Annotated in this window: 23 protein-coding genes; 9 read left to right on the top strand and 14 right to left on the bottom strand. The window is 39.5% G+C overall.

Annotated features, from left to right (window positions below; translation table 11 throughout):
- Positions 1–64 precede the first annotated feature (64 nt).
- On the bottom strand, positions 65–1,156 hold the full coding sequence (locus ACX9YW_RS05490) for a citrate synthase/methylcitrate synthase (RefSeq protein ID WP_460343003.1): 1,092 nt from the start codon (positions 1,154–1,156) through the stop codon (positions 65–67).
- Positions 1,157–1,277: 121 nt separating this feature from the next.
- Here ACX9YW_RS05490 and ACX9YW_RS05485 point away from each other — a divergent pair, with 121 nt between their 5' ends.
- Positions 1,278–2,156 (top strand): LysR family transcriptional regulator, encoded by an 879-nt coding sequence (locus ACX9YW_RS05485; protein WP_460343000.1) that lies wholly within the window; start codon positions 1,278–1,280, stop codon positions 2,154–2,156.
- Positions 2,157–2,282: 126 nt separating this feature from the next.
- On the opposite strand, the gene glsA is transcribed toward ACX9YW_RS05485, so the two are convergent.
- The 3 genes from glsA to ACX9YW_RS05470 all read right to left on the bottom strand — a co-directional run bounded on the left by glsA (position 2,283) and on the right by ACX9YW_RS05470 (position 5,363).
- The gene (gene glsA / locus ACX9YW_RS05480; protein WP_460342997.1) at positions 2,283–3,212 is read right to left on the bottom strand and encodes a glutaminase A; all 930 of its coding nucleotides are present in this window, start codon (positions 3,210–3,212) and stop codon (positions 2,283–2,285) included.
- Between the two features lie 133 nt (positions 3,213–3,345).
- The gene (locus tag ACX9YW_RS05475; RefSeq protein ID WP_460342994.1) at positions 3,346–4,542 is read right to left on the bottom strand and encodes a YycP family beta-propeller protein; all 1,197 of its coding nucleotides are present in this window, start codon (positions 4,540–4,542) and stop codon (positions 3,346–3,348) included.
- Positions 4,543–4,604: 62 nt separating this feature from the next.
- Positions 4,605–5,363, bottom strand: coding sequence for a YiiX/YebB-like N1pC/P60 family cysteine hydrolase (locus ACX9YW_RS05470; protein WP_460342991.1), 759 nt, complete (start codon positions 5,361–5,363; stop codon positions 4,605–4,607).
- Between the two features lie 483 nt (positions 5,364–5,846).
- Here ACX9YW_RS05470 and ACX9YW_RS05465 point away from each other — a divergent pair, with 483 nt between their 5' ends.
- Entirely contained in the window at positions 5,847–6,821 is a 975-nt protein-coding gene (locus tag ACX9YW_RS05465; protein ID WP_460342988.1) for an HD-GYP domain-containing protein, read from the top strand.
- A gap of 20 nt (positions 6,822–6,841) precedes the next feature.
- Positions 6,842–7,525 carry a GGDEF domain-containing protein gene (locus ACX9YW_RS05460; RefSeq protein ID WP_460342985.1) on the top strand — a complete coding sequence of 228 codons (684 nt, stop codon included), beginning with the start codon at positions 6,842–6,844 and terminating at the stop codon, positions 7,523–7,525.
- 192 nt (positions 7,526–7,717) lie between these two features.
- On the opposite strand, the gene ACX9YW_RS05455 is transcribed toward ACX9YW_RS05460, so the two are convergent.
- Together ACX9YW_RS05455 and ACX9YW_RS05450 are read right to left on the bottom strand one after the other, a co-directional pair.
- On the bottom strand, positions 7,718–8,224 hold the full coding sequence (locus ACX9YW_RS05455; protein ID WP_460342982.1) for a hypothetical protein: 507 nt from the start codon (positions 8,222–8,224) through the stop codon (positions 7,718–7,720).
- 252 nt (positions 8,225–8,476) lie between these two features.
- Positions 8,477–8,923 (bottom strand): SRPBCC family protein, encoded by a 447-nt coding sequence (locus ACX9YW_RS05450; RefSeq protein ID WP_460342979.1) that lies wholly within the window; start codon positions 8,921–8,923, stop codon positions 8,477–8,479.
- Positions 8,924–9,061: 138 nt separating this feature from the next.
- Here ACX9YW_RS05450 and ACX9YW_RS05445 point away from each other — a divergent pair, with 138 nt between their 5' ends.
- The 3 genes from ACX9YW_RS05445 to ACX9YW_RS05435 all read left to right on the top strand — a co-directional run bounded on the left by ACX9YW_RS05445 (position 9,062) and on the right by ACX9YW_RS05435 (position 11,120).
- On the top strand, positions 9,062–9,514 hold the full coding sequence (locus tag ACX9YW_RS05445; RefSeq protein WP_460342976.1) for an NUDIX hydrolase: 453 nt from the start codon (positions 9,062–9,064) through the stop codon (positions 9,512–9,514).
- Between the two features lie 132 nt (positions 9,515–9,646).
- On the top strand, positions 9,647–9,991 hold the full coding sequence (locus tag ACX9YW_RS05440; protein WP_460342973.1) for a lmo0954 family membrane protein: 345 nt from the start codon (positions 9,647–9,649) through the stop codon (positions 9,989–9,991).
- A 178-nt stretch (positions 9,992–10,169) separates the two neighbouring features.
- Positions 10,170–11,120 (top strand): acyltransferase family protein, encoded by a 951-nt coding sequence (locus ACX9YW_RS05435; RefSeq protein WP_460342970.1) that lies wholly within the window; start codon positions 10,170–10,172, stop codon positions 11,118–11,120.
- A gap of 47 nt (positions 11,121–11,167) precedes the next feature.
- Here ACX9YW_RS05435 and abc-f read toward each other — a convergent pair whose 3' ends face one another.
- Both abc-f and ACX9YW_RS05425 read right to left on the bottom strand, forming a co-directional pair.
- Positions 11,168–13,090 carry a ribosomal protection-like ABC-F family protein gene (gene abc-f / locus ACX9YW_RS05430; protein WP_460342967.1) on the bottom strand — a complete coding sequence of 641 codons (1,923 nt, stop codon included), beginning with the start codon at positions 13,088–13,090 and terminating at the stop codon, positions 11,168–11,170.
- 506 nt (positions 13,091–13,596) lie between these two features.
- Positions 13,597–15,624, bottom strand: coding sequence for a prolyl oligopeptidase family serine peptidase (locus ACX9YW_RS05425; protein ID WP_460342964.1), 2,028 nt, complete (start codon positions 15,622–15,624; stop codon positions 13,597–13,599).
- Positions 15,625–15,851: 227 nt separating this feature from the next.
- Between ACX9YW_RS05425 and ACX9YW_RS05420 the strand changes: the two genes are divergently transcribed.
- On the top strand, positions 15,852–17,057 hold the full coding sequence (locus ACX9YW_RS05420) for a MalY/PatB family protein (protein ID WP_460342961.1): 1,206 nt from the start codon (positions 15,852–15,854) through the stop codon (positions 17,055–17,057).
- 50 nt (positions 17,058–17,107) lie between these two features.
- Here the strand turns inward: ACX9YW_RS05420 and ACX9YW_RS05415 are convergent, their stop codons facing one another.
- The 6 genes from ACX9YW_RS05415 to ACX9YW_RS05390 form a co-directional block, all read right to left on the bottom strand.
- Positions 17,108–17,815, bottom strand: a complete 708-nt coding sequence (locus tag ACX9YW_RS05415; RefSeq protein WP_460342958.1) for a Type 1 glutamine amidotransferase-like domain-containing protein — start codon at positions 17,813–17,815, stop codon at positions 17,108–17,110.
- 297 nt (positions 17,816–18,112) lie between these two features.
- Positions 18,113–19,363, bottom strand: coding sequence for a GNAT family N-acetyltransferase (locus ACX9YW_RS05410; RefSeq protein ID WP_460342955.1), 1,251 nt, complete (start codon positions 19,361–19,363; stop codon positions 18,113–18,115).
- A gap of 14 nt (positions 19,364–19,377) precedes the next feature.
- Entirely contained in the window at positions 19,378–19,992 is a 615-nt protein-coding gene (locus ACX9YW_RS05405) for a TetR/AcrR family transcriptional regulator (RefSeq protein ID WP_460342952.1), read from the bottom strand.
- A gap of 43 nt (positions 19,993–20,035) precedes the next feature.
- A complete protein-coding gene (locus ACX9YW_RS05400) occupies positions 20,036–20,917 on the bottom strand; it encodes a GNAT family N-acetyltransferase (protein WP_460342949.1) in 882 nt (293 codons plus the stop codon).
- A gap of 145 nt (positions 20,918–21,062) precedes the next feature.
- The gene (locus tag ACX9YW_RS05395; protein WP_460342946.1) at positions 21,063–21,767 is read right to left on the bottom strand and encodes a response regulator transcription factor; all 705 of its coding nucleotides are present in this window, start codon (positions 21,765–21,767) and stop codon (positions 21,063–21,065) included.
- Between the two features lie 123 nt (positions 21,768–21,890).
- Positions 21,891–22,811, bottom strand: a complete 921-nt coding sequence (locus ACX9YW_RS05390) for a c-type cytochrome (RefSeq protein ID WP_460342943.1) — start codon at positions 22,809–22,811, stop codon at positions 21,891–21,893.
- A gap of 363 nt (positions 22,812–23,174) precedes the next feature.
- Between ACX9YW_RS05390 and ACX9YW_RS05385 the strand changes: the two genes are divergently transcribed.
- Both ACX9YW_RS05385 and ACX9YW_RS05380 read left to right on the top strand, forming a co-directional pair.
- Positions 23,175–24,284: an ABC transporter ATP-binding protein gene (locus tag ACX9YW_RS05385; RefSeq protein WP_460342940.1), complete on the top strand. Its 1,110-nt coding sequence runs from the start codon at positions 23,175–23,177 to the stop codon at positions 24,282–24,284.
- Positions 24,274–25,077 (top strand): ABC transporter permease, encoded by an 804-nt coding sequence (locus ACX9YW_RS05380; RefSeq protein WP_460343240.1) that lies wholly within the window; start codon positions 24,274–24,276, stop codon positions 25,075–25,077. The genes ACX9YW_RS05385 and ACX9YW_RS05380 overlap by 11 nt, the downstream gene beginning before the upstream one ends.

Below are 25,077 nucleotides of genomic sequence, written 5' to 3'. Positions count from 1 at the left end.
TTTAAAGGATGTGGGGACAGTCCCCACATCCTTTAAAGTGTTAAAGTGTTGGAAAAATGCTTATTTATACTGAGTAGACTGGGCCGATGTAGGTGGATTGTGGTCTGAAGAGAGTGTTATTTTCGGCTTGTTCTAGTACATGTGCGCTCCAACCAACTATTCTACTCGCCGTGAAGGTTGGCGTGAAGAGTTCTGGCTCCATTCGGATGGCTTTCATGATGGCGGCTGTATAGAATTCAACGTTTGTATAGAGCAAGCGACCAGGTTTATATTCCTCGAGTAGCTTGACGCCAATTTCCTCGACTTTTACTGCTAGGTCAAACCATGGGTCATTTCCAACCAACTCAGAAAGCTTTAATTTTAACGCCATTGCCCTTGGATCCCTAGTCTTGTAGACTCGGTGTCCAAATCCCATTAACCGTTCTCCCCTGGCTAATTTTTCACGAAGAACCATTTCAATTTCCCTATTTCGGTTTGCCATTTCAACTAATAAATCAATTACCTCCGTGGGGGCTCCACCGTGAAGCGGTCCTTTCATCGTACCTATCGCAGAGGTAACAGCTGAGACTAAATCAGATTCTGTTGAAGCAGTCACTCGAGCAGAAAATGTCGAGGCATTCATCCCATGTTCCATCGTTAAAATCATATACGTTTCGAGCGCTTCTACATGGGCTTGCAATGGCAATTCTCCGCTTAGCATATACAAATAATTGGCAGCATGATCCAAATCCGACCGATGGTGCATAACCGGTTTTCCTTCTAATATTCTCTTTCTGAATGCAATAATCGTCGGAATCAAGGCAGTTAGCCTAATTGCTTGCAATACCGTTGGTTTCCAATTGTATCCAGATAATCCTTCCGCAGATATACATGTTCTTATCACGCTCATCATATCCATCTCGGCAGGAAGGCTCTTTATTAATTGGCCAATATGTGATGGGAGCTCTCGATTTCGCACCAATTCCTCTTTTAATTGTAAAAGTTCAGCCTCATTCGACCACTTTCCGTACCATAATAAATAGGCCGTCTCTTCAAAAGAGTAGGATTTTGCAATTTCAATAATGTCATAGCCTCTGTAAATCAGCTTCCCTTTTACTCCATCGATATCGCTAATGCACGTTTCAGCAGCAACAATCCCTTTCAATCCTTGGTTCATCAATTTGCATTTCCCCCTTTCTCAACTTACTAATATTGTATAATATGGATATTATTAAGAATACTAATGATTTTTAATAGATTTAATTAATTATTTTAATCATAGAGGAGGGTTCTACATTATGGAATTGAGTTGGATTCAAACCTTCATAACAGCTGCCAACTGCGGTAATTTTAGCAAAACCGCTGAGTTATTATACATTTCCCAGCCGTCTGTAACGGTTCATATTAAACAATTGGAAAAGGATTTGGGTGTTAAATTATTTAATCGAGATGGAAAAAAAGTGAAACTAACGGAGGAAGGGTTACGCTATTTGCAGCATGCGAAACAGTTAATCGAGTTTTACCAGCAAGGGCTTGAGGACCTACAATCCTTTAGTCAAGGTTATTCCACCAAACTCTCTTTGGCCGTTTCCCCACTGATTGCCGATACGATATTTCCTTTTATTCTGAAATCGTATTTACAGCAAAATCCAACTGTGGAGATTTCGGTTCAAATAATCGAGTCAAAGGAAATCGAAAATGCGGTCATAAATGATGAAGTGGATCTCGGAATATCCTGTTTAGGAAGTATCCATCCTGATTTGACTTCGGAATTACTTTATCAAGATAAAATCATTCTAGTGGTTCCTCATGATGGCAAGGATGCAGAAAGTGCACCGCCACTTGATGAGGAGGATTTCCTTACAACAAACATGATTCTTACTCACAATCACCCGGATTATTGGGAGGACCTTTGTAGAAATATTAAATATAACTATCCAAAAGCAAGAATGATGAAGGTTTCACAAGTCCACATTTCCAAAAGATTCATTAGCGAAGGATTAGGAGTGTCGTTTTTACCCATTTCAACAGTGAGAAGGGAACTACTTGAAGGGAGCCTTTTACAAGTTCCCGTTCACACCTTCGAACTACCACAAGCGTACACCTACGCCATCATGAAATACAAACACACCAAACAACACCAATTTCTCACCCACCTATCCCGCTACCGGATATAAAAAAAACTTTAGCGCTTTAAAGTAAGTATATTTTTTAAAACACTAAAGCACTTTAGTGCTTTAGTGCTTTAAAAAACTCGGGGACAGTCCCCACTTGCTTTAAAGCGCTAAAGTGGCTACCTTTTCTTAGAACATACTTAGATTGTATTTTTGCGAGAGGGTATGAAGTAGTTTGATTCCGGCGATGCTGTTTCCTTTATCGTCTAGTGATGGACCGAATACACCAATGCCGTATTGACCAGGGACTGCCCCCATAATCCCACCGGAAACTCCACTTTTCGCTGGAACTCCAACTTTAATAGCAAATTCTCCAGATGCATTATACATTCCGCAGGTGACCATAAAGGTTTTACAAATGCGAGCAACTTCGGGAGGGATAATTGATTTCCCGTTTAGCGGATCCTCACCGTCCTTTGCAAATACAAGGCCAATCCTAGCCAGGTCCAAACAGTTCATTTCGATGGCACATTGCCTCGTGTATAAATCCATCAACTGTTCAACATCTTCATTAATAATGCGATGTTGCTTTAAAAAATAGCATAAGGACCGATTAAGAAAAGACGTCTCAAATTCAGATATGGCGATTTCCTGATTGCATCCAACCCCACTATTACCTGCTAGAGTTTGAGTAAAGGCTAAAAGGCGCTGTATTCTTTCTTCTACTGAACTTCCCTTTAACATATGGGTCACAACAAGTGCCCCCGCATTAATCATAGGGTTCAATGGTTTCGATGGCGCCATGGTTTCTAGTTTCGCAATAGAGTTGAATGGGTCCCCCGTGGGCTCCATCCCAACCCTTTCAAAAACATACTCCACACCTTGGTCCATCAAAACAAGCGCTAAAGTAAGCACTTTTGAAATACTTTGAAGGGTAAACCTTTTTTCAATATCACCTGCTGAGGCGCATGCTCCCTCCGGACAGTATATCGCAATTGCCAAGTCATCCCGATTAGCCTTTCCAAGGGCTGGGATATAATTAGCAACCTTACCGTCCTTTGTAACGCTCTTAGCCTCTATGACTAGCGATTTTAATTCATCATCCATTCTTCTTATCATCTACATCACCAATGATAGTATAGACTAAAGAGGCCTAATTCACTACAAACTTTTCCCAGCACTTCCACATAAACCGGAAAACCACTTTAGCGCTTTAAAGCATGTGGGGACTGTCCCGACATGCTTTAAAGGGTTAAAGGGTTTTGAAGTCGTAGGTGTGGAGGGATTTGTCTTTGATTTGGGAGAGGATTTCGTTAATGTTTTCGATTAGTGTTTCTGCCTCCTTATTGCCATTCGTTAGCGAGTATGTTTCAATATGAAAACCTTTGTTTGATTTTATTTCGTTTCGCAGAATGTGTAATTGGCCATCGTGAAAGAAAGTTCCCTCTCCGTGCCGTACACCGTCTTTTGGGGGATTATCGATTGTAAATTTTCTTTCCACCTCAGCCGAACCCTTCTTCAACCTATAAACATCTCCTAATCCGTCTATATAGTAAAAATCCCCATCCAATACATAGGCTGAACTCTTGACGTTAAACGGAATCGAAGTGAACGTTTTTTCACTATCCACATATTGAGCTATTTGGATCTTCACCTGCTCTTTTGTTTCTTTATTTATTTTAAAGAGGACGACATTCCCACTATTTTCACCTGTAAACTCACTTAGAACAAAATAATAAAACTCCTCATCGGTGACAATCGGGGATAAGTTTGCGTACTCGTAATTTTCTTTGTTTTGTAAACGAACAACGTCTGTAATCGACAGTTTTTTTCCACTGAAAGCAACTTCACGTAAGTCATAAAGATTCTTTTCAACATCGTACGTTAAAATCGGAACTAATGAATTCGTAACACCCGAAGTAAGGATATAATGCGGTATATTATCAAATTGGAATCCCGATTCATTCCCAAATAACACATTTGAATCATAGGACCCGGTTTGCGAATTGACACCCGTATTGTAAATACTAAAAAAAACATCATCTTGTTTTAAATAACCAGTGCGCTCGCCGGTATACTGAGGTTTCTCTTGCGGGAAAGACTTGTAGTGATCACCTAATAAAGTAATTTTGTTTTTATCGGTCAATAACAGTTTATTTTCTCCCTGTGCTACTGAACCCAGCTCCAACCCTTTCATCTGATAAGCAGTCGCCTTGCCCTCATCATCAATGAAAATAGCTAGACTTACTCCTTTATTATCGAAGTCTTGATCGGCCGTAGTAGAGTAATAGAGGACTGCTTGTTTATCGGTCAAAAACTCCGGATTCTTTAACTGGTCTTCAGTAAGCAGCAAGCCCTTATCCGCGATGCTACTGGATTTACCTTTCCAAATAAATACGCCTATTCCAATCACTAGTCCAATTAGTACAATAATTAATAGTTTTTTCATTATTAGCTCCTTTTTTTAAAAAAGAGGCAATAAGTCACCGAACTTATTACCTCTTTTGAATTTTAAATGTTACGAACTACTGCTGTTTGTTTCGCATCACGCACATCTCTTGGGTAAACACCAAAACCGCCATCTACATCTAAATCTAATCCGCCGTTCAACTTGTAAGCAGACCAAATTAACTTGGAGCAGTTTTTATCGCCATAGTGGGAAGTGTTACGATTATTAGCGAAATTGTAAGAGTACGCATCTATCCCTACACGGCTATATGCCCAGTTAGCTGCGTTTGTTTTATTCGTTGATGTTGTTGTAACTGACTTTACAACAGCAGCCCCCTTATCTACTAAACGATTCGTCGTAGAAATCGTCCGCACCCCTGTAGAAGGAACAGACTCTACTATTGTCCCACTGCTATAGTACATTCCAACATGTCCATGATTTAAATAAGCAGTATAGGATGCCGTATAGAAGAAGTTCCCTTTTGAACTAGTTCCTACCGATACGGTTCCACCTGAGCTACCGAGAGCTTTAACCGATTCCTCTTCCATAACACCAGCTTCATGATTGGCGTTCATTTCGTTGTAAATCATTTCTAAAACTGCCTCTTCCGTTTCGCCCATATTCTCTGCAAGCGCTCTAACATCTACCATTAATTCCTCTTCCGTTACATCCGGTTGCATTTCTAGTACTTCACTTAAATACGGCAGCTGAGGGATCGGCTTATATCGAAACTCTACATCCCCCTTCGCAAACGCATTCGGCGCTGCCGCCACCATTAGTCCTAAAGCTAGCACTCCTGTTAAAACTTGCTTTTTCAACATCCTTCACTCCTTAAAAGTTTTGTAGTGGTATTCCACAGTTAAACTTTATGGGGGTAGAAGAAAAAATAGGATTGGGAAAACTTCAGATACTAGTAAACAGGCTATATGTAACAAAGTGGTGAAATATGACTTCTAATAGAATAAAACCTATTATTTTTTATTTTCAAGCCAAAATGAATACGTATTCACCCATTGGAACAAAAGGAATTTGGCAATATAGAAACCTTACTTTATTATCACCTTTTTCAGCCTATTATAAACCTTGCTTTATTCATTTTATCCTATTCTAATATTGTTTTAAGTTGGGAAAATTCATATACTCTAAGATTTTGCCGTTAAATACCTCACTTAAATTTTGTCTATTTTTCAACGATTCCGTGAACAAAATCAATTTTCAAGATTTATATAGTAAAATACTCCTATATTTACTCCTAGCTAATAGCAACTAAGATGAACAATGTCATGACAAAAGGAGGAGTTACGATGAAAAGTCATTTCCACAAATGGTTAAAAAACCCTCATTATTATCGCTATGGTTTCTTCCTTTGTGTGTTATACAACATTTTTTCAAACTATCTTAAAATTGGTCTTGAAAATGTTTATGTTTTCTATATCATTGCTACGATTTTTTTAGGGATTGGCTTTTATAACAAGTCCAAATGGATTTTATATGGCTTAACAACTATAGGAGCTTTTAGCCGGTACCTTGCCATTCCTGGCCAAGCCCCTCTGATTTCCTTTCTAATCATAGAATTTACTTATCTATTAATCCTCTACATATCTATGGGATTAATGGAGCATATACAAAAGGGAAGAGAGGATAAGCTTGCCCTAATTTTTGCCCTTTCTAAAACCTTGGATTCAAGGGATACCTACACTTCTAATCACTCGCAAAATGTGGCGCGCTACGCGTTGGAAATCGCGAAAAAGATGAAACTATCGAAAAAGGAATGCGAAGCGATTTATATTGGTGGGATCCTTCATGATATCGGAAAAATTGGCATACCGGAGGCCATGCTTTTAAAACCTAGCAAATTGACCGATGAAGAGTATCAAATCATCAAAAGACATCCATTGATTGGTTATAATATTATCAAGCATATCTCAGAATTTAAGGATAACGGGGTGCTGGACATCGTCATATCCCATCATGAACGGTACGATGGAACTGGATATCCTTATCGTTTACGCGGGCAACAAATCCCACTGGCTGCACGGATTATCGCGGTTGCTGACACCTTTGATGCCATGACTTCCAAACGTGTCTATTCCGAGGAGATGGATATTGAAAGCGCTCTATTAGAAATTAATAAAAACAAAGGCAGCCAATTCGACCCAGAGATTGCGGATGCCTTTCTCAGTTTATTTGACAATCAACAGGAAAAAAACGCGTTTGTCATGAATTTGAAATTTCACGAAAACACCGGCGTTGCTGAATTCAAATCTATCATTAGTTAATAAATAGTAAAGGATGGTGAGTGAAATTGGGTTATAAAGGAAGAATATACACAAGCTTAGCAGTTTTGTTTATCCATTTCGTTTATACTGGATTTCACTATTTCCGTGAAGGTTACATTATGGGGTTGGAAATCATCGGTTTCCCGGTTCTGCTTAGTTTCGCCTGGGTGTTCGGTAAAAAATATGATCAAGCCAAGTTTTTTTCTGAAAAGGATGCCCTTACAGAAATCTATAACAGACGATTTGTCGAGGCTAAGCTCCCAAAATTAATTGCCAAAACGGACCAGAAAGGCCAGCAGCTTGCTTTTATTCTCCTTGATATCAATGATTTCAAGCTCATCAATGATTCTTATGGACATAATGAGGGAGATAAATATTTAAAACTGATTGCAAACGTGTTAACAAATAGCGTAAGAAAGAACGATATTGTTGCAAGATGGGGCGGCGATGAATTTCTAATCGTGCTACCAAATTTACAAAATATCAATTCGGTTCACGAAACCGTCAGCAAAATCCAAAAGGAGCTAAAAAATTTATCAACTTCCGTAATCGACATTGGCCTCTCCATTGGGACTTCCTTTTACCCAAAAGATGCCACCGCCTTTGCTGACCTACTTCACCTTGCAGATAAAAAAATGTATAACATTAAATTTCGTGATAAGAAGGAGGACGGGGCCGGCACTAGTTCCTATGCCTCCTTTTAAAGTCAAAGCAAGATGCGTATGCCCCTTGCTTTTCTTAATAATATTGGAATCGCTTTGTTTAATTCCGAAATCATACCTGACCCCTCTTTTGAATATATACCCTTCAGTTTGGTAGAACTAATATCTACCAATTTTATCATATAAACCATAAGGGTAAAAAAAGAAAGAGGTATAGTCTACCTCTTCCAAAACCTATTTAGAGATATAACTATTTCTTATTGGTATCTCTTGTTTATTTTTGAAATAGAAAAATACAATTACACAAATTATACTCACTGCCACCAATCCAATTGTTAAATAGATTGGCAGACATAAGTAAGCAATTGCACCCCAAGCAAGCAGTAGCGAAGTCGGACTGATCCCCCTTAGGATTTTATAAACTGTCTTAAACCAACCTGCCCGAATGAATGGTGTGGCTTCTAATAATAAGATTTTCGGATTCATGACGATTCCGAAAATAAGAGGTGCGGTTACCCATAAAGGAAACTCCATTTTTAGCGCAAATTCCAGTAAATAAACAAATCCAGCCGCAAAAGCTTGCATGAAAAAATCGGTATGGGCAGATTTTAATTTCTTATAATTAACTATTATTTTAGCAACAACGCGATTTTTCTGATAATGAACAGCCGCAAGAGGCAGCGATAAAATGATTCCAAGCATAAAAGAAAACAGACCCCACTGTAATAAAAAAATACTCATTAACATCTACCTTTCTATTCATTTTTAGCTGATTATCTCTACATTCAGCTTAAAATAAAAGGAGGTTTGATATCGCGCAGATTATTGGTTCTTATCCGCAAAAATTTGTAGCTCCTCCGCATGAAGGACATTTCTTCCTTATTATCCTGCAATTTGTCTTTCAACGACTTCATGAAGAGCCTTTCGAATCCTTTTTACTAGGAAGATGTCTTTAACTGGTTCAAATAATACTTCAGCAAACTTATCCATCCTTTATTTCACCACATACAACTCCTCCACAAGTTTCTTCAAATTTTGAAATGACTCTTTTGTATCCCGAGCTACAATAAACTTTGTTAACCAATCAGGTGAGCGAATTCCCTCTGTATCTAATAGAAAACGTGTTGTCAATTTTGTGCCAGTAGAAGTTTCTTCTAGTATCCAGGTACCACCCCCTGTTGGTAGTAGCTGTGGCAAAACTTGGCTGATTTTTAAAATGGATTGCTCTGGTGTTTGAAACTTAAGAAATTTGGCCCTTCCAATAGGTTTTAGGAATCCGAGTTTAAATGTAATAGTCACATCAGCCCCCTCTTTTTGCTCCCCATGAACTACATATTTCGCAATCCGGATGTCCCATTTTGGTCGAAGTTCAGGGTCTTGGGCTATCCGCCAAACAAATTCTCTCGGTGCATCGATATTAATCGAAAACTCAAATTTCATTATTATTTCCCCCTTTCATTATCCATCCAATTATTAGAAGATACCTAGTCTTATCTTGGCATATTCCTCTTTTCTAAAGGAATTTGGTAAGGAATATCGAAATAAAATGATGAGCCTTATTATAGGGAGGTTAAAACTATGATAAAAGTAATTCATGTATTACCAACAGATAAAAGAATTGCCGGTGTCCACTGCATCCCAATCACCGAACAGGGGATGATGATAATGGCCTGGGATAAAGACGAGCAGGTTCTAACGACCATCGGCGGTAGACTAGAAGAAAATGAAACGATTCATGAGGCACTTGACCGTGAGGCTATGGAAGAGGTGGGCATTACACTAGATTCCACAAGGATTCCATTTGCCTCTTGGTATTGGCCATCCACCGACTCCTATACCGTCTACTTCCTAGTAAAGGTAAAGGAATTCGTTCACCATTCGTTTTATTTCGAGAAAAGTGGCTATGTGATTATGAATTTCGAAACCGCAAGACTAATTGTTGCGAAGGTAGAAGGACGAGAGGAGCGGATTCAGATTTTGAAGGCTGCTGAGGAACGGATTAAAACAGATCGTTTTTATAGCGTAGTGTAGCTATGGTCACTACCATATTTTCACTGAGATGGACTAAGCCTTAAGTCCGATATAAAAATAAAGCTAAGGCTCAATGTTGGAAATGCTTAAAAGGGGTAAGATGTAATCAAGATAACTAAGGAGGAAAAAATCATGAATAAATTTGGTTTATTATTAGTCGGTGGCATTGCTGCGATTGTTTTATTTCACACGATTGGTCCGATTATCGGTTTAGCGATTAGTTTATTGTTGTTTTATTTGATTGTAAAGCAATTTTTAAAGACCAAATCCACTGGCGGTAAAATAGGTTACGGTATTCTTGGTTTAATGGTTCTTTCAGCAGTGATTTCACACGCCCCGGCTTTACTCGGTGTTGCTGCTGCATATGTTTTATATGTCGTTTATAAAAAGTGGAATGCAAACAAGGTAAGCATCGCAAAAGAATCAGGTGACCCGTTTGCCAACTTTGAAAAGCAATGGAACGAAATCGTAAAATAATATAAAAATCCCCTTGGAGTTCATGGGGATTTTTTATATTAGTAAAACATTTGTAACAAAAATGTAAGTTTAAGACAATTGTATTACAATGCTTTTAAAACGGTCAGAAACAGAAGTTACTCTCCCGAAAATTATAGGCGAATAACAAAGTCTATAAGATTAGCTTAGGGAGGTCATCATGAAAACCCGTGATTCTTACTATGACAATGTGAAATTGTTTTTAATTTTCTTGGTTGTGTTTGGTCACTTCATCCAAACCTATGTCCATGAAAATCAATTGATTTATACCATTTACACGACAATATATACATTCCACATGCCTGCGTTTATTTTAATCTCTGGCTATTTTGCAAAAGGATTTCAGCAAAAAGGCTATTTAATGAAAATCACTAAAAAACTTCTCATTCCTTATATTATTTTTCAAGGAATCTATACGATTTTTTACTTTGTTTATTCTGGACAGAAAGCGGAATTGGATCCATTCCAACCACATTGGTCCCTTTGGTTTTTACTAAGTTTATTTTGCTGGAATCTTATGCTGTTTCTATTTAGTAAATGGAAACCATGGTATGCTCTTAGTTGTTCTGTAGTCCTTGGAATCATTATTGGCTATGTGAACGAAATTAACAGCTACATGAGTCTATCCCGGACAATTGTGTTTTTTCCATTTTTTTTAGTTGGCTACTTCTTAAAAAAAGAACATTTCGAAAAAATCAGATCTGCTAAGATTCCGTCCTTATTTGTGTTACTATCGATTTTTATTGCCGTCTATTTTCTACCCGACTTTAATTATAAATGGCTATTCGGCTCCAAGCCTTACGGAGACCTTATCGATACGAACGAATTTGGGGGGATCATTCGGTTTGCCATTTATAGTTTATCAATCGTTGCGACCATTTGTTTTTTAGCAATGGTCCCAAAAGGAAGATATTTCTTTACTAAATGGGGTGCCAGCTCCTTTTATGTCTACCTTTTACATGGTTTCTTTGTAAAAACTTTTCGCCATAGCAAATGGACAGAGTATCTGGATAATGCTGAGCAAATCGTCGTTTTACTTATTATCTCCATCATCTTAGTCGTGTTATTATCGAGCAAACCGGTAAAAAAGATGCTACGACCAATATTTTAAGGAACATGGGACGATGCTATATCGTCCCATGTTCTGTGTTTTATCGACTAAATATCTATCCATAATCCCATCACTTCATCTAATTGTTTGCTTAAGTCCTGTTTTCGGTTATACAGTTTATTGAGCTCTTCGTAATCGTCAATAGCAATAGAAGCCATCGCTAAATCCATTTCTTCGATCTCCTTTTCGAGACTTTCGATTTTAGCTAACGTTTTCGACTCATCAATTTTACCTAGCACAGGTTGGGGGATAGACTTCTTTTCCTTTTCGACTTTTACAACCGGTGCCGTGTGCTCCTGTTGTTTGTACAGCTGCTCTTGAACACTTTTATATTCGTCATAATTGCCAAGATAGCTTTTAAAACCGTAATTTTCAACCGCAATAACCCGCTCGGCCATTTTATTGATAAAATAACGGTCATGGGAGATAAAGAATATCGTTCCTTTAAATTCCTCAAGAGCCTCTTCCAGTGTTTCAATCGAATCAATATCAAGATGGTTGGTAGGCTCATCAAGGATTAATAGATTTATATCCTGATAAAGCAGCATCGCCAACTTTAAGCGGATTCTTTCTCCACCTGACAAGTGCTTGACTTTTTTAAATGGCGTTTTTTTGTAAAACATAAACTTAGACAAGTATTCGCGGGCTTTCCCCTCAAGAATGGAAATGTCTTCTCTAAAGGTTTCCAAAACCGTTAGCTCTTCATTGTTGAAACTGATTTTCTGCGGTAAATACGCTGCCATCACGTTGGCACCTAGTTCGACAACACCATAATCAGGCTGTTCTTCGCCTAAGAGCATTTTGAGAAATGACGTTTTGCCACTGCCATTTGGACCAATCAGGCCGACTCTTTCGCCATACTTTACAAGTAGCTCAGCTTTTTTGAAAATGACTTTGTCTTGATAGCTTTTAGCAACAGCGATTGCTTTGATTGTTTCGTTTCCAGAGCGCTCGGTTGCTTTAAAATCTAGTTTCATGTTTTTTCTTTCAAATACTGGTTTATCTATGCGATCCACTTTATCAAGTTTTTTCTGGATGCTTGCCGCTCGGCGGAAAAACTTGTTATTGTCCGCACGCATTGCCCAGTCTCTTAGGCTTAGGACGGTTTTTTCCATGTTATTGATCTTTTTTTGCTGCTCACGATAATGCTCGTATTGAATCCGTAGATTTTCTTCCTTTTGAGTTACATAAGCAGAGTAATTACCCTTGTAAGTGATTGATTCCATATCTTCCACTTCAACGATTTTTGTGACAACATTGTCTAGGAAGTAACGGTCATGGGAAACTATGATGACCATCCCTTTGTAACTTTTCAAATAGCCCTCGAGCCATTCAACGGAATCCATATCGAGATGATTGGTTGGCTCGTCGAGTAACAGGATATCTGGGTTGTGTATGAGGAGTTTTCCTAATACAACCGTCGTTTTTTCCCCGCCACTCAGCAGGTCGAAATTCTTGTTTAAAAAGGAGTCCGTAAATTTAAGTCCAGTGCACACCTTGCCTAGTTTTTCTTCCTTTTCGTATCCACCTTTTACTTCAAATAGTTGCACGAGGTCACTATATTTTTTTAACACCTTTTCTAGCGCGTCACCTTCGAGTGTCTGCATTTGTTCCTCTAACTGGCGCATCTGTTGTTCGATGGAGTCGACTTCCTCAAAGGCTAGGTTGAGGACATCGATAACCTTTAGTCCTTCTGAATATACAGGTGATTGCTCGAGATAAGCGCAAGTGGCTCCTCTAGACATGTTAATTAGCCCTTCATCATAGCCATAGCTTGAAGTCTGCGGGTAACCTGGATAATAATTCATCGGCTCGATTCCAGCGATCAATTTTAAAATTGTGCTCTTTCCACTTCCGTTTACCCCAACAATTCCAACTTTTTCACCTTGGAAAACTTCAAAGGTGATATTTTTTAACACTAATGTTGCTTCCATATATTTTTTAATACCATTTAACTTTAATTCGAACATAAATAATTCCTTCTTTCATCCATATTGTGACGTCACGCTTTTATGGACAGGGCAAAGAAGAACTTCGATACTATTTAATTGTTTGTAATAAAAAAGACCGTAAGAAGATTTTCTTCTTACAGTCTACAATAATCGCTGAATAATATTATTGAGAGCATTCGAAAATAGAGGGCACACCTAAAAGAACATAGTTTGCCTTCGATCATTCCAATACCTTCAATAGTAATCCGATTTTAGTAAAGTAAGTTACCTTCATAATTGCCTGATTCATAAAGAGCATAACAAATAAACCTATTCTAGTAGGCCAAATTAACACTCATTACAAAATCGTTATTAATTTAAAAATAAATTAATATTAGCAATTAGTTGGTTCCATAAACTTACTTTCCCCCTTTAAAATTTCCCTTATTATCTCACAACTACTAAAAATTGTAAACAACTAAATTTCACTTTAGCACTTTAAAGCAAGTGGGGACAGTCCCCACACGCTTTAAAGCATTAAAGTGTTATAGTGTTTTGTGTAGGAATGCGTAGAAGTCTACCCATTCGTCGATGAGTTTGCTGGTTGGTTTGCCAAGTCCGTGGCCGGCTTTTGCTTCTAGGCGTAGGACGATGGTTGTGTCCTGATTGGCTTTTTCCCGTAACGTTGCTGCGAATTTTTTGGCGTGGGCTGGTACTACCCTGTCATCACTTTCCGCAGTAGCAATCAACACAGGTGGATAGGTTTCCCCTTCTCTAATATTATGCAATGGTGAATAAGCATATAGGAATGGAAAATGCTCCGGATTTTCAGCCGTCCCATACTCTGGAATCCAAAAGCGACCAATCGTAAATTTATGATAGCGAAGCATATCAATGACCGGTACTCGACAGATCACCGCTCCATACAGGTCAGGTCGTTGAACCATACATGCCGCTACCAACAGGCCACCATTGGATCCTCCCATAATCGAAAGCTTTTCTTTGGATGTGTAATTTTCAGCAATTAACCATTCTCCTGCTGCAATGAAATCATCAAAAACATTTTGCTTGTTTTCAAGCATACCCGCTTGATGCCATTCTTCCCCGTATTCGGCACCACCTCTTAAATTAGCCACTGCATAAATGCCACCTTTTTCAATCCATCTCAAAATGGCTGGCATGAAGCTCGGCGTAAGGCTGATATTAAAACCACCATAGCCGTATAAAATGACGGGGTTTTGGCCGTCCAAGGCGATCCCTTTTCGATGGGTCAAAAACATGGGCACCTTTGTACCGTCTTTGGAAGTATAGAAAATTTGGTTTGTTTCATATTGATCGGTCTCAAACGGAAGTTGGGATTGGGCAAATACCGATAAGTTGTTCTTTTCCAAGTCATAACGGTAAACAATCGTAGGGTATAAAAATGATGTAAGCCCAAAATAGAACTCTGAATCAACAGAACTGCCTGTTAGCCCAGTTAGTGAACCAATGACAGGAAGTTCTAATTGCCCTTGTTTTTCCCCCGTTAATCGGTAAATGTGAATCTGGTGATGAGCATTATGTAAAAATGAAACAACAAATTGCCCGTTAAAGTAGTGTACAAAGTCCATCACATCCTGTTGTTCAGGGACAATCTCCTTCCATCTTTCTGAGTCCGGTTGCTCGATATCAATCGCAATAATCCGAGATTTTGGGGCATAAAGCGTCGTTTTAAAATAAAAGGTTGTGCCGCTATTGGCAATAAAACGATATTCGGCATCTTGTTTATCCAATAGACGGATGAAAGGTCCTTCTGAATCAATCGGCTTAACATAGACTCGATTTTCTGCAGCTGTACCGAAGAATACATTCAAACCAACATATTTCTCATCGGTTGAGATAAACGGAGCAAACATTAACTCCTTGTCCTCTGGCTGTTCATGAATTAAAATATCATCATCCTGACTCGTACCGATTTTATGGAAATAGACCTTACTGTAACAACCTTCCTCATCAGCCCCAACGGTACCTGGCTGTGGAAAGCGATTATAATAAAATCCGCTATGGTCTGGGGACCACGCAATGGATGTAAACTTCACCCATTGAATATGGTCAGCTAACTCTTCACCGGTCTCTACCTTTCTTACACGAATAATTTGCCAATCGCTACCACTTTGCGATGTTGCGTAGGCGATATATTCTGCGTTGCTACTAATAGCATGATTAGTGAGGGCCACGGTCCCATCCTCGCTCAGAAGATTTGGGTCAATTAGAACTTTCTCCCCGTCGCTATTTAACTCTTTTACATATAAAACGGCTTGATTTTGCAGTCCATCGTTTTTCTGGTAAAACAATCGATTCGCAACCTTTTTTGGTACAAAGAACTTAGGAAAGTTCCAAAGCTCCGTTAATCTTTCTCTATCCTGCTGCTTGGTCTGTTCGGTATCCGCGAAATACGTTTCATACTCTTTTTGCATTCCCTTTACCCATTCAAGTGCTTCAGGCGACTGTGGATCCTCCAACCAACGATAAGGATCAGCCACTTCCGTCCCATGAAAATTTTCAATCACTTCATCTCTATATTTTATTTCCATGCTCCATTCCCTCCCTCTTTTTACCACTACTCTTTTCGGCAAACGAAACAAAAAAACCTGCCAGAAAAAAGAAAAAATTCACACACTTTAGCACTTTAAAGCATGTGGGGACAGTCCCCACATACTTTAAAGTGCTAAAGTGTGGCAGGAGTTTGGAGGTGTTTTGCCGTATTATTTTAGTTAGGTTTTGTATGTTAATGTTGATGATGAAGGGGGTTGCTACAGCGATGAAGTATAATTTTGATGAAGTTGTTGAGCGTCGGGATACGTTTTCGGTGAAGTGGGATGGCGCGGCTGTTCTGAAGGAAATGGGGTTAACGGACCGTTTTGATGAAAATACGATTCCTTTGTTTATAGCGGACATGGATTTGCCGGTTCCCCAACCAATGGTGGAGGCTTTAAAACGAACAGTCGACCACCGGATATATGGGTATTCCATTTTTCCGGAAGAATATTATTTTGCTATCCAGCACTGGTTTAAGAAACGTCATGAATGGGACATCAAAATAGAGGAGATCGTTTATTGCCCCGGCACAGTCAATGCGATTAATATTGCGATTCGCGCCTTTACTGAACCTGGTGACGGGGTTATCATTCAACGTCCAGTTTATCCACCGTTTACAGCAGCAATAGAGGGAAATGGACGCGTTGTTCGCAATAATGCCCTGCTCTTGGATGACGATGGATATTATTCCATTGATTTTGCTGATTTTGAGGAGAAAGCCAAGGAACCGACAACTAAAATGTTTCTTCTATGTAACCCTCATAATCCAACGGGAAGAATTTTTCAAAAAGAAGATTTGCAGAAACTAGCCGAAATTTGCGAAAAACACGACGTTATTATTATTGCTGATGAAATTCATGGTGATCTCATTCGCCGAGACCAGACTTTTATACCTATTGCAAAGGTGACCAATCATCATAGCAATCTAATCACCTGCACCGCTATTAATAAAACGTTTAATGTTGCAGGACTCCATTGCACGAATTTAATCATTTCAAATCCATACCTAAGGAGTAAGTTTATCGAAACAATGGGCTTTCAACTCGCCTCTCCCTTTACGATTGCCGCACTTATTGCAGCATACAATGAAGGCGAGGATTGGCTGGAACAACTGAAGGAATATCTGGATGGAACGATGTATTTTGTAAAAGACTTCTTAGCTAAAAATCTACCAAAGGTAAAGGTACGCATTCCAGAAGGAACCTACGTCATGTGGCTAGATTTTAGTGGGTATGGTATAACCCCTGAAGAAGTCCACGACCGCATTTATAATCAGGCCAATGTCATTTTAGAAGATGGTAAAATGTTCGGCGAAGAAGGCCAGCATTTTCAACGAATCTGTATACCTTCCCCTAGGTCCATTATTAAAGAAGCTCTCGAACGGATTGTGAAGCAATTTAATGATTTGGATTCCGGTTCGAAAGCGTAATAATCCCTTGGGAAACAATAAAAAGGGGCAAGACCACCTCGTCTTGTCCCTTACACGCTTTCAGCCAGTAATTCCTCTTTGTGAATTTCACCGTTTGCCGCTGTGATTTTATACGCCTTTGCTTGATTGGCTGCCTTTATCACACGAATCTTACCATCACCGTAAAAATCAATCGCACACTGATCTTCAATCGCAAATCCGACCAGTTCGGACCCACGCATCATTTCGTCAAAATCCACACGACGCTCCACCTCGTTATAATGTGGGCAATGGATCGCCTCAATCAATCCCAACGCTTCCAAACGAATAAATTCAATTGGGTTTTCACTAATTTCACTATGACCATATTTAAACCAACAAATTGATCCAGCGCTTAAGCCGGTGAGAATTTTACCACCAGCATAGGCTTCCCACAAATATTCATCTACTCTGTGGTTCTTCCAAACCGACAACATCATTCCAGTGTCACCACCACCCACATAAATGATGTCTGCAGACAGAATTTTACCGCGAATTTCTTCATCCGTTAAATTTCCATTTAGTAACAAAAGTACATCCGTTTGGCAGCCTAGTTTTTCACCATAAACCTGATGAAAGGTTTCGATATAGCCCTCCGGCTCACTGCTAGCCGTCGGAATAAATAAGGCCCGTGGACATTCAACTCCAGCTTGATCCACAATATATTGATCGATCTGCAATGTTTCCCATTCTGAAATTTCTCCGCCGCCAATCGCAATAATTCTTCCCAGCTCACTCACCCTCTCAAACTATTTTGTCTCCATAATACCTATTTTCCAACCAATATGGTATTATTTAGCTAAAATTTTTCCTAAAGGGTTGCGATGAAAAATGGCCATGTTATTTACGATCATTGTTACCGGCACTGTCTTAGGATTTCTAGTCGGTAAAGGGCTGAAGTTCTTTTCTATTGGCTTTGGATTTTCCAACGACCTTGACAACAATCCAGTCCTTATCAAAAGTTGCCTTTATTGCAATACGAAAGTGTCTCGGGACTACAAGAAAAACCTCTGTCCGAATTGCTCGAAACCATTAGATTAGAATCCCGAAAAACAAATCGGTTTCTTGCCAGCAAATAAACGATTAATCTTATTATCAAACTGATCCGTTGACACTTTTGCCAACCCATACTTAACCAAAGAATGAAAGTTTGCCGCACCGACCATTAGCGAGGAGAACTCGGCAATCCCCATCGACACTTCCACGTCACATTCAGAAGCTTCAGTCGCCACTAGCACTCCTCCGGTGAATTTCGTATAAAAAGACTTATGGTTATTGCTCAAGAAGTTATCCTCAACATTCCATTTTATCGTCACAGATTCTCTATCAAACTGAACCCCGACAAGCTCCCCTAGGAATCGATCCACATCTAAAATCCGATACATGACTCCTACTCCAGAGGTATGCGTTTCATGGTAAAGGAACGGAATGACATTATCCGATCCATTTCTTGGGTCGGAAAATTGAAAATAAAAGTCTTCTTCCTGCGTGTTAATCACAATACGGTTCACTTGATCTGCCTGACTATGGAAGAATGTAAATATTTCGCTTAATGCTTCCTGATTGAGATAGACAAGTTCTTTTACCATCAGGTCATTCAGTAAAAAATTGTCCTTTTTCGCACTTTTAAACGTGAAAACGCAATACCCTTGTAGTTCGCCGTTTATGGTACAACCAATGATCCGATTTTCAGGAATTCGAAACAGTGACTCGACCTCAAACTTTGTTTTTTCCAACAAACCATTTGTCAAAAGCGCATACTGATTATAGCAATCTACCAATTTATCGCTATCCCCAGATGTCAAAAAATGAATATGTTGCTTTGATGGTCCTTTCGGAAAATATTCTGGCTTAATTTTATACAAATTCATATTCGTCCCGAACCCAAAGCCCATCCTTTTGTAAAAGTCTGGTCGAAAAGGATAGAGCATCGCGACACTTGCCCCTTTATCGCGGTAATGCTCCAAAAAGTACGTCAGCATTTCTTTGGCGACTTTCTCTTTTTTATGCAATAGGTCAACGGCAACAAGGCCAACTCCCCCGGCCATTAATTTTTTCTTATGAAGATTGATCGTATAGTCATGGAATCGCATACAGCCAACCATCTTTTCCTCTTGAAAACAGCCCCAGAAATGGACCGTCTCATCCTCGTCATTTATTTTCTGGAGGCGTTCTGTTAACAACTGACGTTTTTGCGGCATATGATACTCGAATTCCGTATAGGCATTTGCCACTAACCCAACCATTTCTTCGATTTGCTCATTGGAAATCTTTTTGATACTGTTCATCGTTTTCCCCTTTTCTAATCAATCTCTAAGTACTTAAGAAACATTTTTTCCGTTTCCGCTAACACTTCCTGATATTTGTAATGGCTGTCTAAAATGGCATTGTGTAAAGCAGTTCCGTCAATATTCGCCCAAAACATCGAGGCCAGCATTTCGGGATTGGCATTTGGGTTAAATTCCCCATTGGCGATCCCTTCTGAAATAATCCTCTTTATAAATGGAAGATGCTGTTTTTCGAAGCGATCGCGCATATTCTTTTGTAATTCCTCTACCCTTGAGGAATACAACGTGTATTCAATCTGCGCCCTTGTTATCACTTTGTATTTCTCCATTCCACCATTTTTTCGATAAATATGAAATAGTTCAGCAATCTTCTCTTTTGCCGTCGCTAATTTCCTAAATCGGTCCTCTATTTTAACGAACATGTTAGCGGTCTTTTCTTCCATTAGGGAAACATATAATTCCTCTTTGCTTTTAAAATAACTATACACAAAGCCCTTACTCGTATTGGACTTTTTGACAATATCATCCATCGTTGTTAGTTGAAAGCCCTTTTCCGCAAAGCATTCTAATGCATATTCATAAATCATCTCGCGGCGTTTTGCTTTATATTCCTCTGATACCTTTGGCATAACAATGATACTCCTTTTTTCATGACCCACTTTTTACCTAGTATTACATATTTTTCGTCATATAAACTTGCTTCACCGTCGTTTCAAAGCCGATCTCTTTTAAAATCGATGCCGTCAACTGGGAGCGAGTCATTGGTAAATTAGGGATAATTCTTGTAACCGAATCACCAAAATCACCAAAAATATGGCCAAGCATCAAAAGAACTATCTCTTTGCCATCTTCACGTGCAGGGTCTGCTTCACATTGGTATAAAATCGTTCGATCATGTATGCCATTCCCGTTGAACACTTTTCTATAGTAGGCATATCCAATAGCGATACCTTCCTGGTCCTTTATGATGATCGCTTCACTCTCTTTAGCACTTTGCCACTGGGTTTGCCATGGGTTTAATCCCTTGTAAAAATCTAATTCACCTACAAGCTGTGGTATTGATTTTTCTAGGGTATATTCATTTTTAACCGTGGCAATTGGTGATTTGTCCAAGCTACCTTTCAGTTGTAAATACTCCAAATCATCGATCATCTCAAACCCCATTTTTTCATACAAAGAAATCGCCCGTGAATTCTCACTAATCGCCTCTAATGTTGCGATTTGGACTCCCTCTTCCTGATAGATTTCTAGTGTCGCATCCATCAGTGCCTTCCCTACACCATGCTTTCGGTAGGCCGTAGCGACTCCTGTTCCACCGTTCCAAGCGATTTTTTGCCCTTGGAAAGTTCGGATACCATTTTTAATAATCCCTACCGGCTCACCATCCATAAACGCGACAATTGATAGCCGTGGTGAAAGCCCTTCCAAAACCAGTCGATTCAAAAAATTCTCAACCGTTGTCGTGGCATCAAAAAAATATCCTTCAAACCCGACATTCCAAGCCTTAACGCCTTCCTCTAAGGTGCATTCTGCTAATCTTTTAATCTGTATCATTACAAACCCTCCTTGGTAAAAATAAAACAAGACTACACGGTCTTTTTATTATATACGCAATTCTCCTTGATTGAAAAGTTTTTTGACAAAAAAAATACGAACCTGCCCGTGGTGTTTCTCTTCCACTAACAGGTCCGTTTCTCTATCAATTTTCAGTACTGAATTTGTAACCAATGCCCCTTAATGTCACGATAAAGGAATAATCGGTATATTGAGCAATTTTTTCTCGTAAATGTTTAATATGGACGTCGACTGTCCGTTCGTTAATGACTTTTTCACTATTTTTATAAATGGTGTTAATGATTTGCTCTCTAGTAAAAATTTGTTCCGGGTGAGTCATAAATAAATAGAGTAATCGATATTCAAAATGGGTTAAATCCAATACTTCATCCTGATATTTAACGATACCCTTTAAAGGTTTAATGGTTAGGCCTCGGTAACTCAGTTTACTACAACGATTGGCCGTCCTTCGTAGCACCGTTTCGATGCGAACAATCAGCTCCTCAAGGTTATAAGGTTTGCCGAGATAATCATCTGCACCCCTTCTTAACCCTTCAATCCTATCATCATCGGAATTTTGTGATGATAGAATAATAATGGGCACGTTTTGATCTAATTCATAACGAAGCCATTGACAAATTTCAAGTCCATCTATATCTGGAAGTGATGTTTCTAGGAGAACAAAGCACGGATCATGTTTAGCGTACGCATTCCGACCCGTTTGTCCATCTGCTGCCTCGAGTATCTCAAACCCTTGTCTAGACAAATGGAACCTCAGGACAGCACGGTTTTTTGTATCACTATCGATAATCAAGATTGTTTTTCCTCTAAGTCTTCTATCCTCCAACATCAAACACCCCCCTCTATCTATCATAAACGATAAAACTTACTACTGTCCGTGAAGCTTTCATGAATTTTGACCGTTTGAAAAAGGGCACGCCTGGTAGGCGGCCCTTATTTTGAATACATTGTTTTACTTTCCTTTTTTACCAGCAAGTGTTTCATATGCTGCGTCATCCGGGGCATCACCATTTGGCCAGTCATGAATTTTATCAGGAAAATCTGTCCGTTGCATCGAGTTGATATAGGCAGCAATATTCATTGCTTCTTCATCCGTAAAGGAACCCGGTTCGTACCCACCAGTTGGAACTTTTGGCATGTATTCTCTGATAAAGCCTCCTGCTGTTCTAATTCGTGCCATTCCAGCCCCGATATTATAGGACTCTTCTCCCCAAAGAGCCAGACCAGTTGCACCACCGCCACCATCTTCACCATGACAGGACATGCACGCTTGTTTATATAGCTCTCTTCCGGCGTCAATGTTTACTTTTGTGAGATCTCCTTCCGCCCTTTTCAGTTTTGCCCAAGGACGTTCCTTCGTGCCGTCGGGTACGTTTTTAGAAATAAAGGTATAATAGGCGACCATTGCCTTCATTTCCTTTGAATCCTTCGGTAGTGGTTTACCATTCATACTTCTTTTAAAACAGCCATTAATTCGATCCTCTAATGTGACTTCTCTACCCGCCCGTGGATTGTATTGCGGATAGGTTTTAGAGATTCCGACAAGGTCAAGCGCCGCATCTACTCCGCCGTTCGCGTGACAGCTCGCGCAACTCAACTTGTTTCCAACATAACCATCCAGAACCGAGCTTGTCTCATTATGCGCTTTTTGTCCAAGCCTAATCAACTCCCCTTCTTCACCTTGAGGAACTTCGTCCATGCTTGGTGGTAAATAAGGGTGGTCTGATTTTGCATCCTGACCTTGTGGAATTTCCGAACTTGAACTAACCGTAGGGCCTTTGTTCGGATCTAATATGAAAAGAGAAAAAACGCTAAAACCAATAACGATGGTTGCTACAATGGCTAGTATGGAAGATAAAACAAATTTTTTCATTTTCCTACTCCCTTCCCATTTTCAATTTGTTTGTTATTTTTACAAACAAATTATCCAAAATGAATGTTAAGTTTCGGTTAATTTATATTGAACGTTTCTTGACAGATATGGGGATGAAATACTTCTATTGACCGACTCCCTCGGATTTGGACCAAATCGGGCAATGAAACCCACTTTTATTGCGATTCCCCTCTAAACAAACTAAAGTGGATAATGAAGGGTAACCTTATTAAAAATATAGGGAAGGAAATGCACCCACAACAGGAAATTTGTTGTATAATGATTGCAAATTCGACATATTTCGGGTTTGGAAGCAAAGGAACAGACCCCTTGCTATAATTTTTCAAAAAAGGAGAGTGGAAAATGAACAGTTCGCTGATCATTGAATTTAAAAATGTATCAAAACAGTTTGACGATGACCCGCCTGTGCTTGATGATGTTAGTTTTGAAATTGAGCGCGGCAAATTTTACACATTGCTAGGTCCATCCGGGTGTGGTAAAACGACGATTCTGCGGCTCATTGCTGGTTTTACCGAACCGTCTAAAGGTGAAATCTTTTTCAACGGAAAAAAGATTAATCATGTCCCTGCCAATAAACGTCAGGTGAACACCGTGTTCCAGGACTACGCGCTGTTCCCTCATTTAAATGTGTTTGAAAATGTCGCATTCGGCTTGCGAATCAAAAAAATGAAAAATAGTGAAATTGAAAAAAAGGTCAAGGAAGCCTTGAGCTTCGTCAATCTTAAAGGCTACGAAACGCGGGAGATCCGTGAAATGTCCGGCGGTCAGCGCCAGCGCGTGGCCATCGCACGGGCAATCGTCAATGAGCCTGAGGTTATTCTCCTCGACGAGCCACTTTCAGCACTAGATTTAAAGCTACGTACAGAAATGCAGTACGAGCTACGCGAACTGCAGCGGCGTTTAGGCATTACCTTTATTTTCGTCACTCACGATCAAGAAGAAGCGCTTGCCCTTTCCGATGAGATTTTTGTCCTCAACAAAGGAATCATTCAGCAAAGTGGTACGCCAACAGACATCTACGATGAGCCTATTAACAACTTTGTTGCTGATTTTATCGGGGAATCGAATATTGTTAATGGCCATATGATTCACGACGAACTAGTTGAATTTGTTGGTAAACGGTTCGATTGTGTCGATAAAGGTTTTAACGAAAATGAACCAGTTGAAATCGTCATTCGTCCTGAGGACTTGGAGATAACGTCCACACAGCGCGGAAAACTCCAGGTTCGCGTGGATTCCCAGCTGTTCCGTGGCGTTCATTATGAAATCAGCTGTTATGATAAAGATGGGAATGAATGGCTTGTCCATTCAACGAAAAAAGCAACTGTTGGTGAGGAAATTGGTTTATACTTCGATCCAGAAGCGATTCATGTTATGCGGATTGGTGAATCTGAAGAGGATTTTGACAAGCGTTTAGAGGCTTATACGGATGGGAACAGCCATGAAAAATAGCTGGACGCGCCATCTTTATACAGTTCCTTATTTGCTTTGGATTGGTTTATTCGTTATTACACCGATTGTTCTCGTCGTCTATAATTCGTTCTTTAATATTGAAGGAAATTTTTCCTTTGATAATTATCAAAAGTTCTTTACACCCGTTTATTTAAAGATGACATTAAGTTCCTTTTGGTATGCGTTTTTAATTACATTGTTTTCGTTACTCGTTGCTTACCCGACTGCTTATCTTTTAACAAAAACGAAGCACAAGCAACTTTGGTTACTGCTGATTATTGTGCCATCGTGGATCAATATCCTATTGAAGACATACGCTTTCTTAGGGATTTTCGGGACATATGGTGTCGTGAACAGCTTTTTTGAAGTCATCGGTATCGGCACTCAGCAGCTTTTGTTTACCGATTTCAGCTTTTTGTTCGTATCGGTTTATATCTTCATTCCATTTATGATATTACCGATTTTCAACTCATTAAATGAGTTAAATCCGAATTTAATCGCTGCAGCAAATGATTTAGGGGCTTCACAATGGACGACGTTCCGCCGTGTTATTCTACCGCTAACGATGAACGGCGTAAAAGCTGGCATTCAGATTACGTTCATTCCAGCCTTGAGCTTGTTCATGCTAACACGTTTGATTGCCGGAAACCGAGTCATTACGCTTGGAACCGCAATTGAACAGCATTTTCTTGTCATCCAGGACTGGGGAATGGGTTCAACAATCGCGGTGTTTTTAATTATCTTTATGTTCCTGATTATGAACGTAACGGGAATCCGAAAGCGGGGTGTGTAA

The organism is Pseudoneobacillus rhizolycopersici, assembly GCF_054786815.1.
Note: the sequence above shows the minus strand (reverse complement) of the source record. Positions and strands in the feature narration are given on the sequence as shown.

What these genes read in the sequence shown, in the direction of transcription:
- ACX9YW_RS05490 (WP_460343003.1), bottom strand. Translation starts at nt 1,156, where the DNA reads ATGAACCAAGGATTGAAAGGGATTGTTGCTGCTGAAACGTGCATTAGC.
- ACX9YW_RS05485 (WP_460343000.1), top strand. Translation starts at nt 1,278, where the DNA reads ATGGAATTGAGTTGGATTCAAACCTTCATAACAGCTGCCAACTGCGGT.
- glsA (WP_460342997.1), bottom strand. Translation starts at nt 3,212, where the DNA reads ATGATAAGAAGAATGGATGATGAATTAAAATCGCTAGTCATAGAGGCT.
- ACX9YW_RS05475 (WP_460342994.1), bottom strand. Translation starts at nt 4,542, where the DNA reads ATGAAAAAACTATTAATTATTGTACTAATTGGACTAGTGATTGGAATA.
- ACX9YW_RS05470 (WP_460342991.1), bottom strand. Translation starts at nt 5,363, where the DNA reads ATGTTGAAAAAGCAAGTTTTAACAGGAGTGCTAGCTTTAGGACTAATG.
- ACX9YW_RS05465 (WP_460342988.1), top strand. Translation starts at nt 5,847, where the DNA reads ATGAAAAGTCATTTCCACAAATGGTTAAAAAACCCTCATTATTATCGC.
- ACX9YW_RS05455 (WP_460342982.1), bottom strand. Translation starts at nt 8,224, where the DNA reads ATGAGTATTTTTTTATTACAGTGGGGTCTGTTTTCTTTTATGCTTGGA.
- ACX9YW_RS05450 (WP_460342979.1), bottom strand. Translation starts at nt 8,923, where the DNA reads ATGAAATTTGAGTTTTCGATTAATATCGATGCACCGAGAGAATTTGTT.
- ACX9YW_RS05445 (WP_460342976.1), top strand. Translation starts at nt 9,062, where the DNA reads ATGATAAAAGTAATTCATGTATTACCAACAGATAAAAGAATTGCCGGT.
- ACX9YW_RS05440 (WP_460342973.1), top strand. Translation starts at nt 9,647, where the DNA reads ATGAATAAATTTGGTTTATTATTAGTCGGTGGCATTGCTGCGATTGTT.
- ACX9YW_RS05435 (WP_460342970.1), top strand. Translation starts at nt 10,170, where the DNA reads ATGAAAACCCGTGATTCTTACTATGACAATGTGAAATTGTTTTTAATT.
- abc-f (WP_460342967.1), bottom strand. Translation starts at nt 13,090, where the DNA reads ATGTTCGAATTAAAGTTAAATGGTATTAAAAAATATATGGAAGCAACA.
- ACX9YW_RS05425 (WP_460342964.1), bottom strand. Translation starts at nt 15,624, where the DNA reads ATGGAAATAAAATATAGAGATGAAGTGATTGAAAATTTTCATGGGACG.
- ACX9YW_RS05420 (WP_460342961.1), top strand. Translation starts at nt 15,852, where the DNA reads ATGAAGTATAATTTTGATGAAGTTGTTGAGCGTCGGGATACGTTTTCG.
- ACX9YW_RS05410 (WP_460342955.1), bottom strand. Translation starts at nt 19,363, where the DNA reads ATGAACAGTATCAAAAAGATTTCCAATGAGCAAATCGAAGAAATGGTT.
- ACX9YW_RS05405 (WP_460342952.1), bottom strand. Translation starts at nt 19,992, where the DNA reads ATGCCAAAGGTATCAGAGGAATATAAAGCAAAACGCCGCGAGATGATT.
- ACX9YW_RS05400 (WP_460342949.1), bottom strand. Translation starts at nt 20,917, where the DNA reads ATGATACAGATTAAAAGATTAGCAGAATGCACCTTAGAGGAAGGCGTT.
- ACX9YW_RS05395 (WP_460342946.1), bottom strand. Translation starts at nt 21,767, where the DNA reads ATGTTGGAGGATAGAAGACTTAGAGGAAAAACAATCTTGATTATCGAT.
- ACX9YW_RS05390 (WP_460342943.1), bottom strand. Translation starts at nt 22,811, where the DNA reads ATGAAAAAATTTGTTTTATCTTCCATACTAGCCATTGTAGCAACCATC.
- ACX9YW_RS05385 (WP_460342940.1), top strand. Translation starts at nt 23,175, where the DNA reads ATGAACAGTTCGCTGATCATTGAATTTAAAAATGTATCAAAACAGTTT.
- ACX9YW_RS05380 (WP_460343240.1), top strand. Translation starts at nt 24,274, where the DNA reads ATGAAAAATAGCTGGACGCGCCATCTTTATACAGTTCCTTATTTGCTT.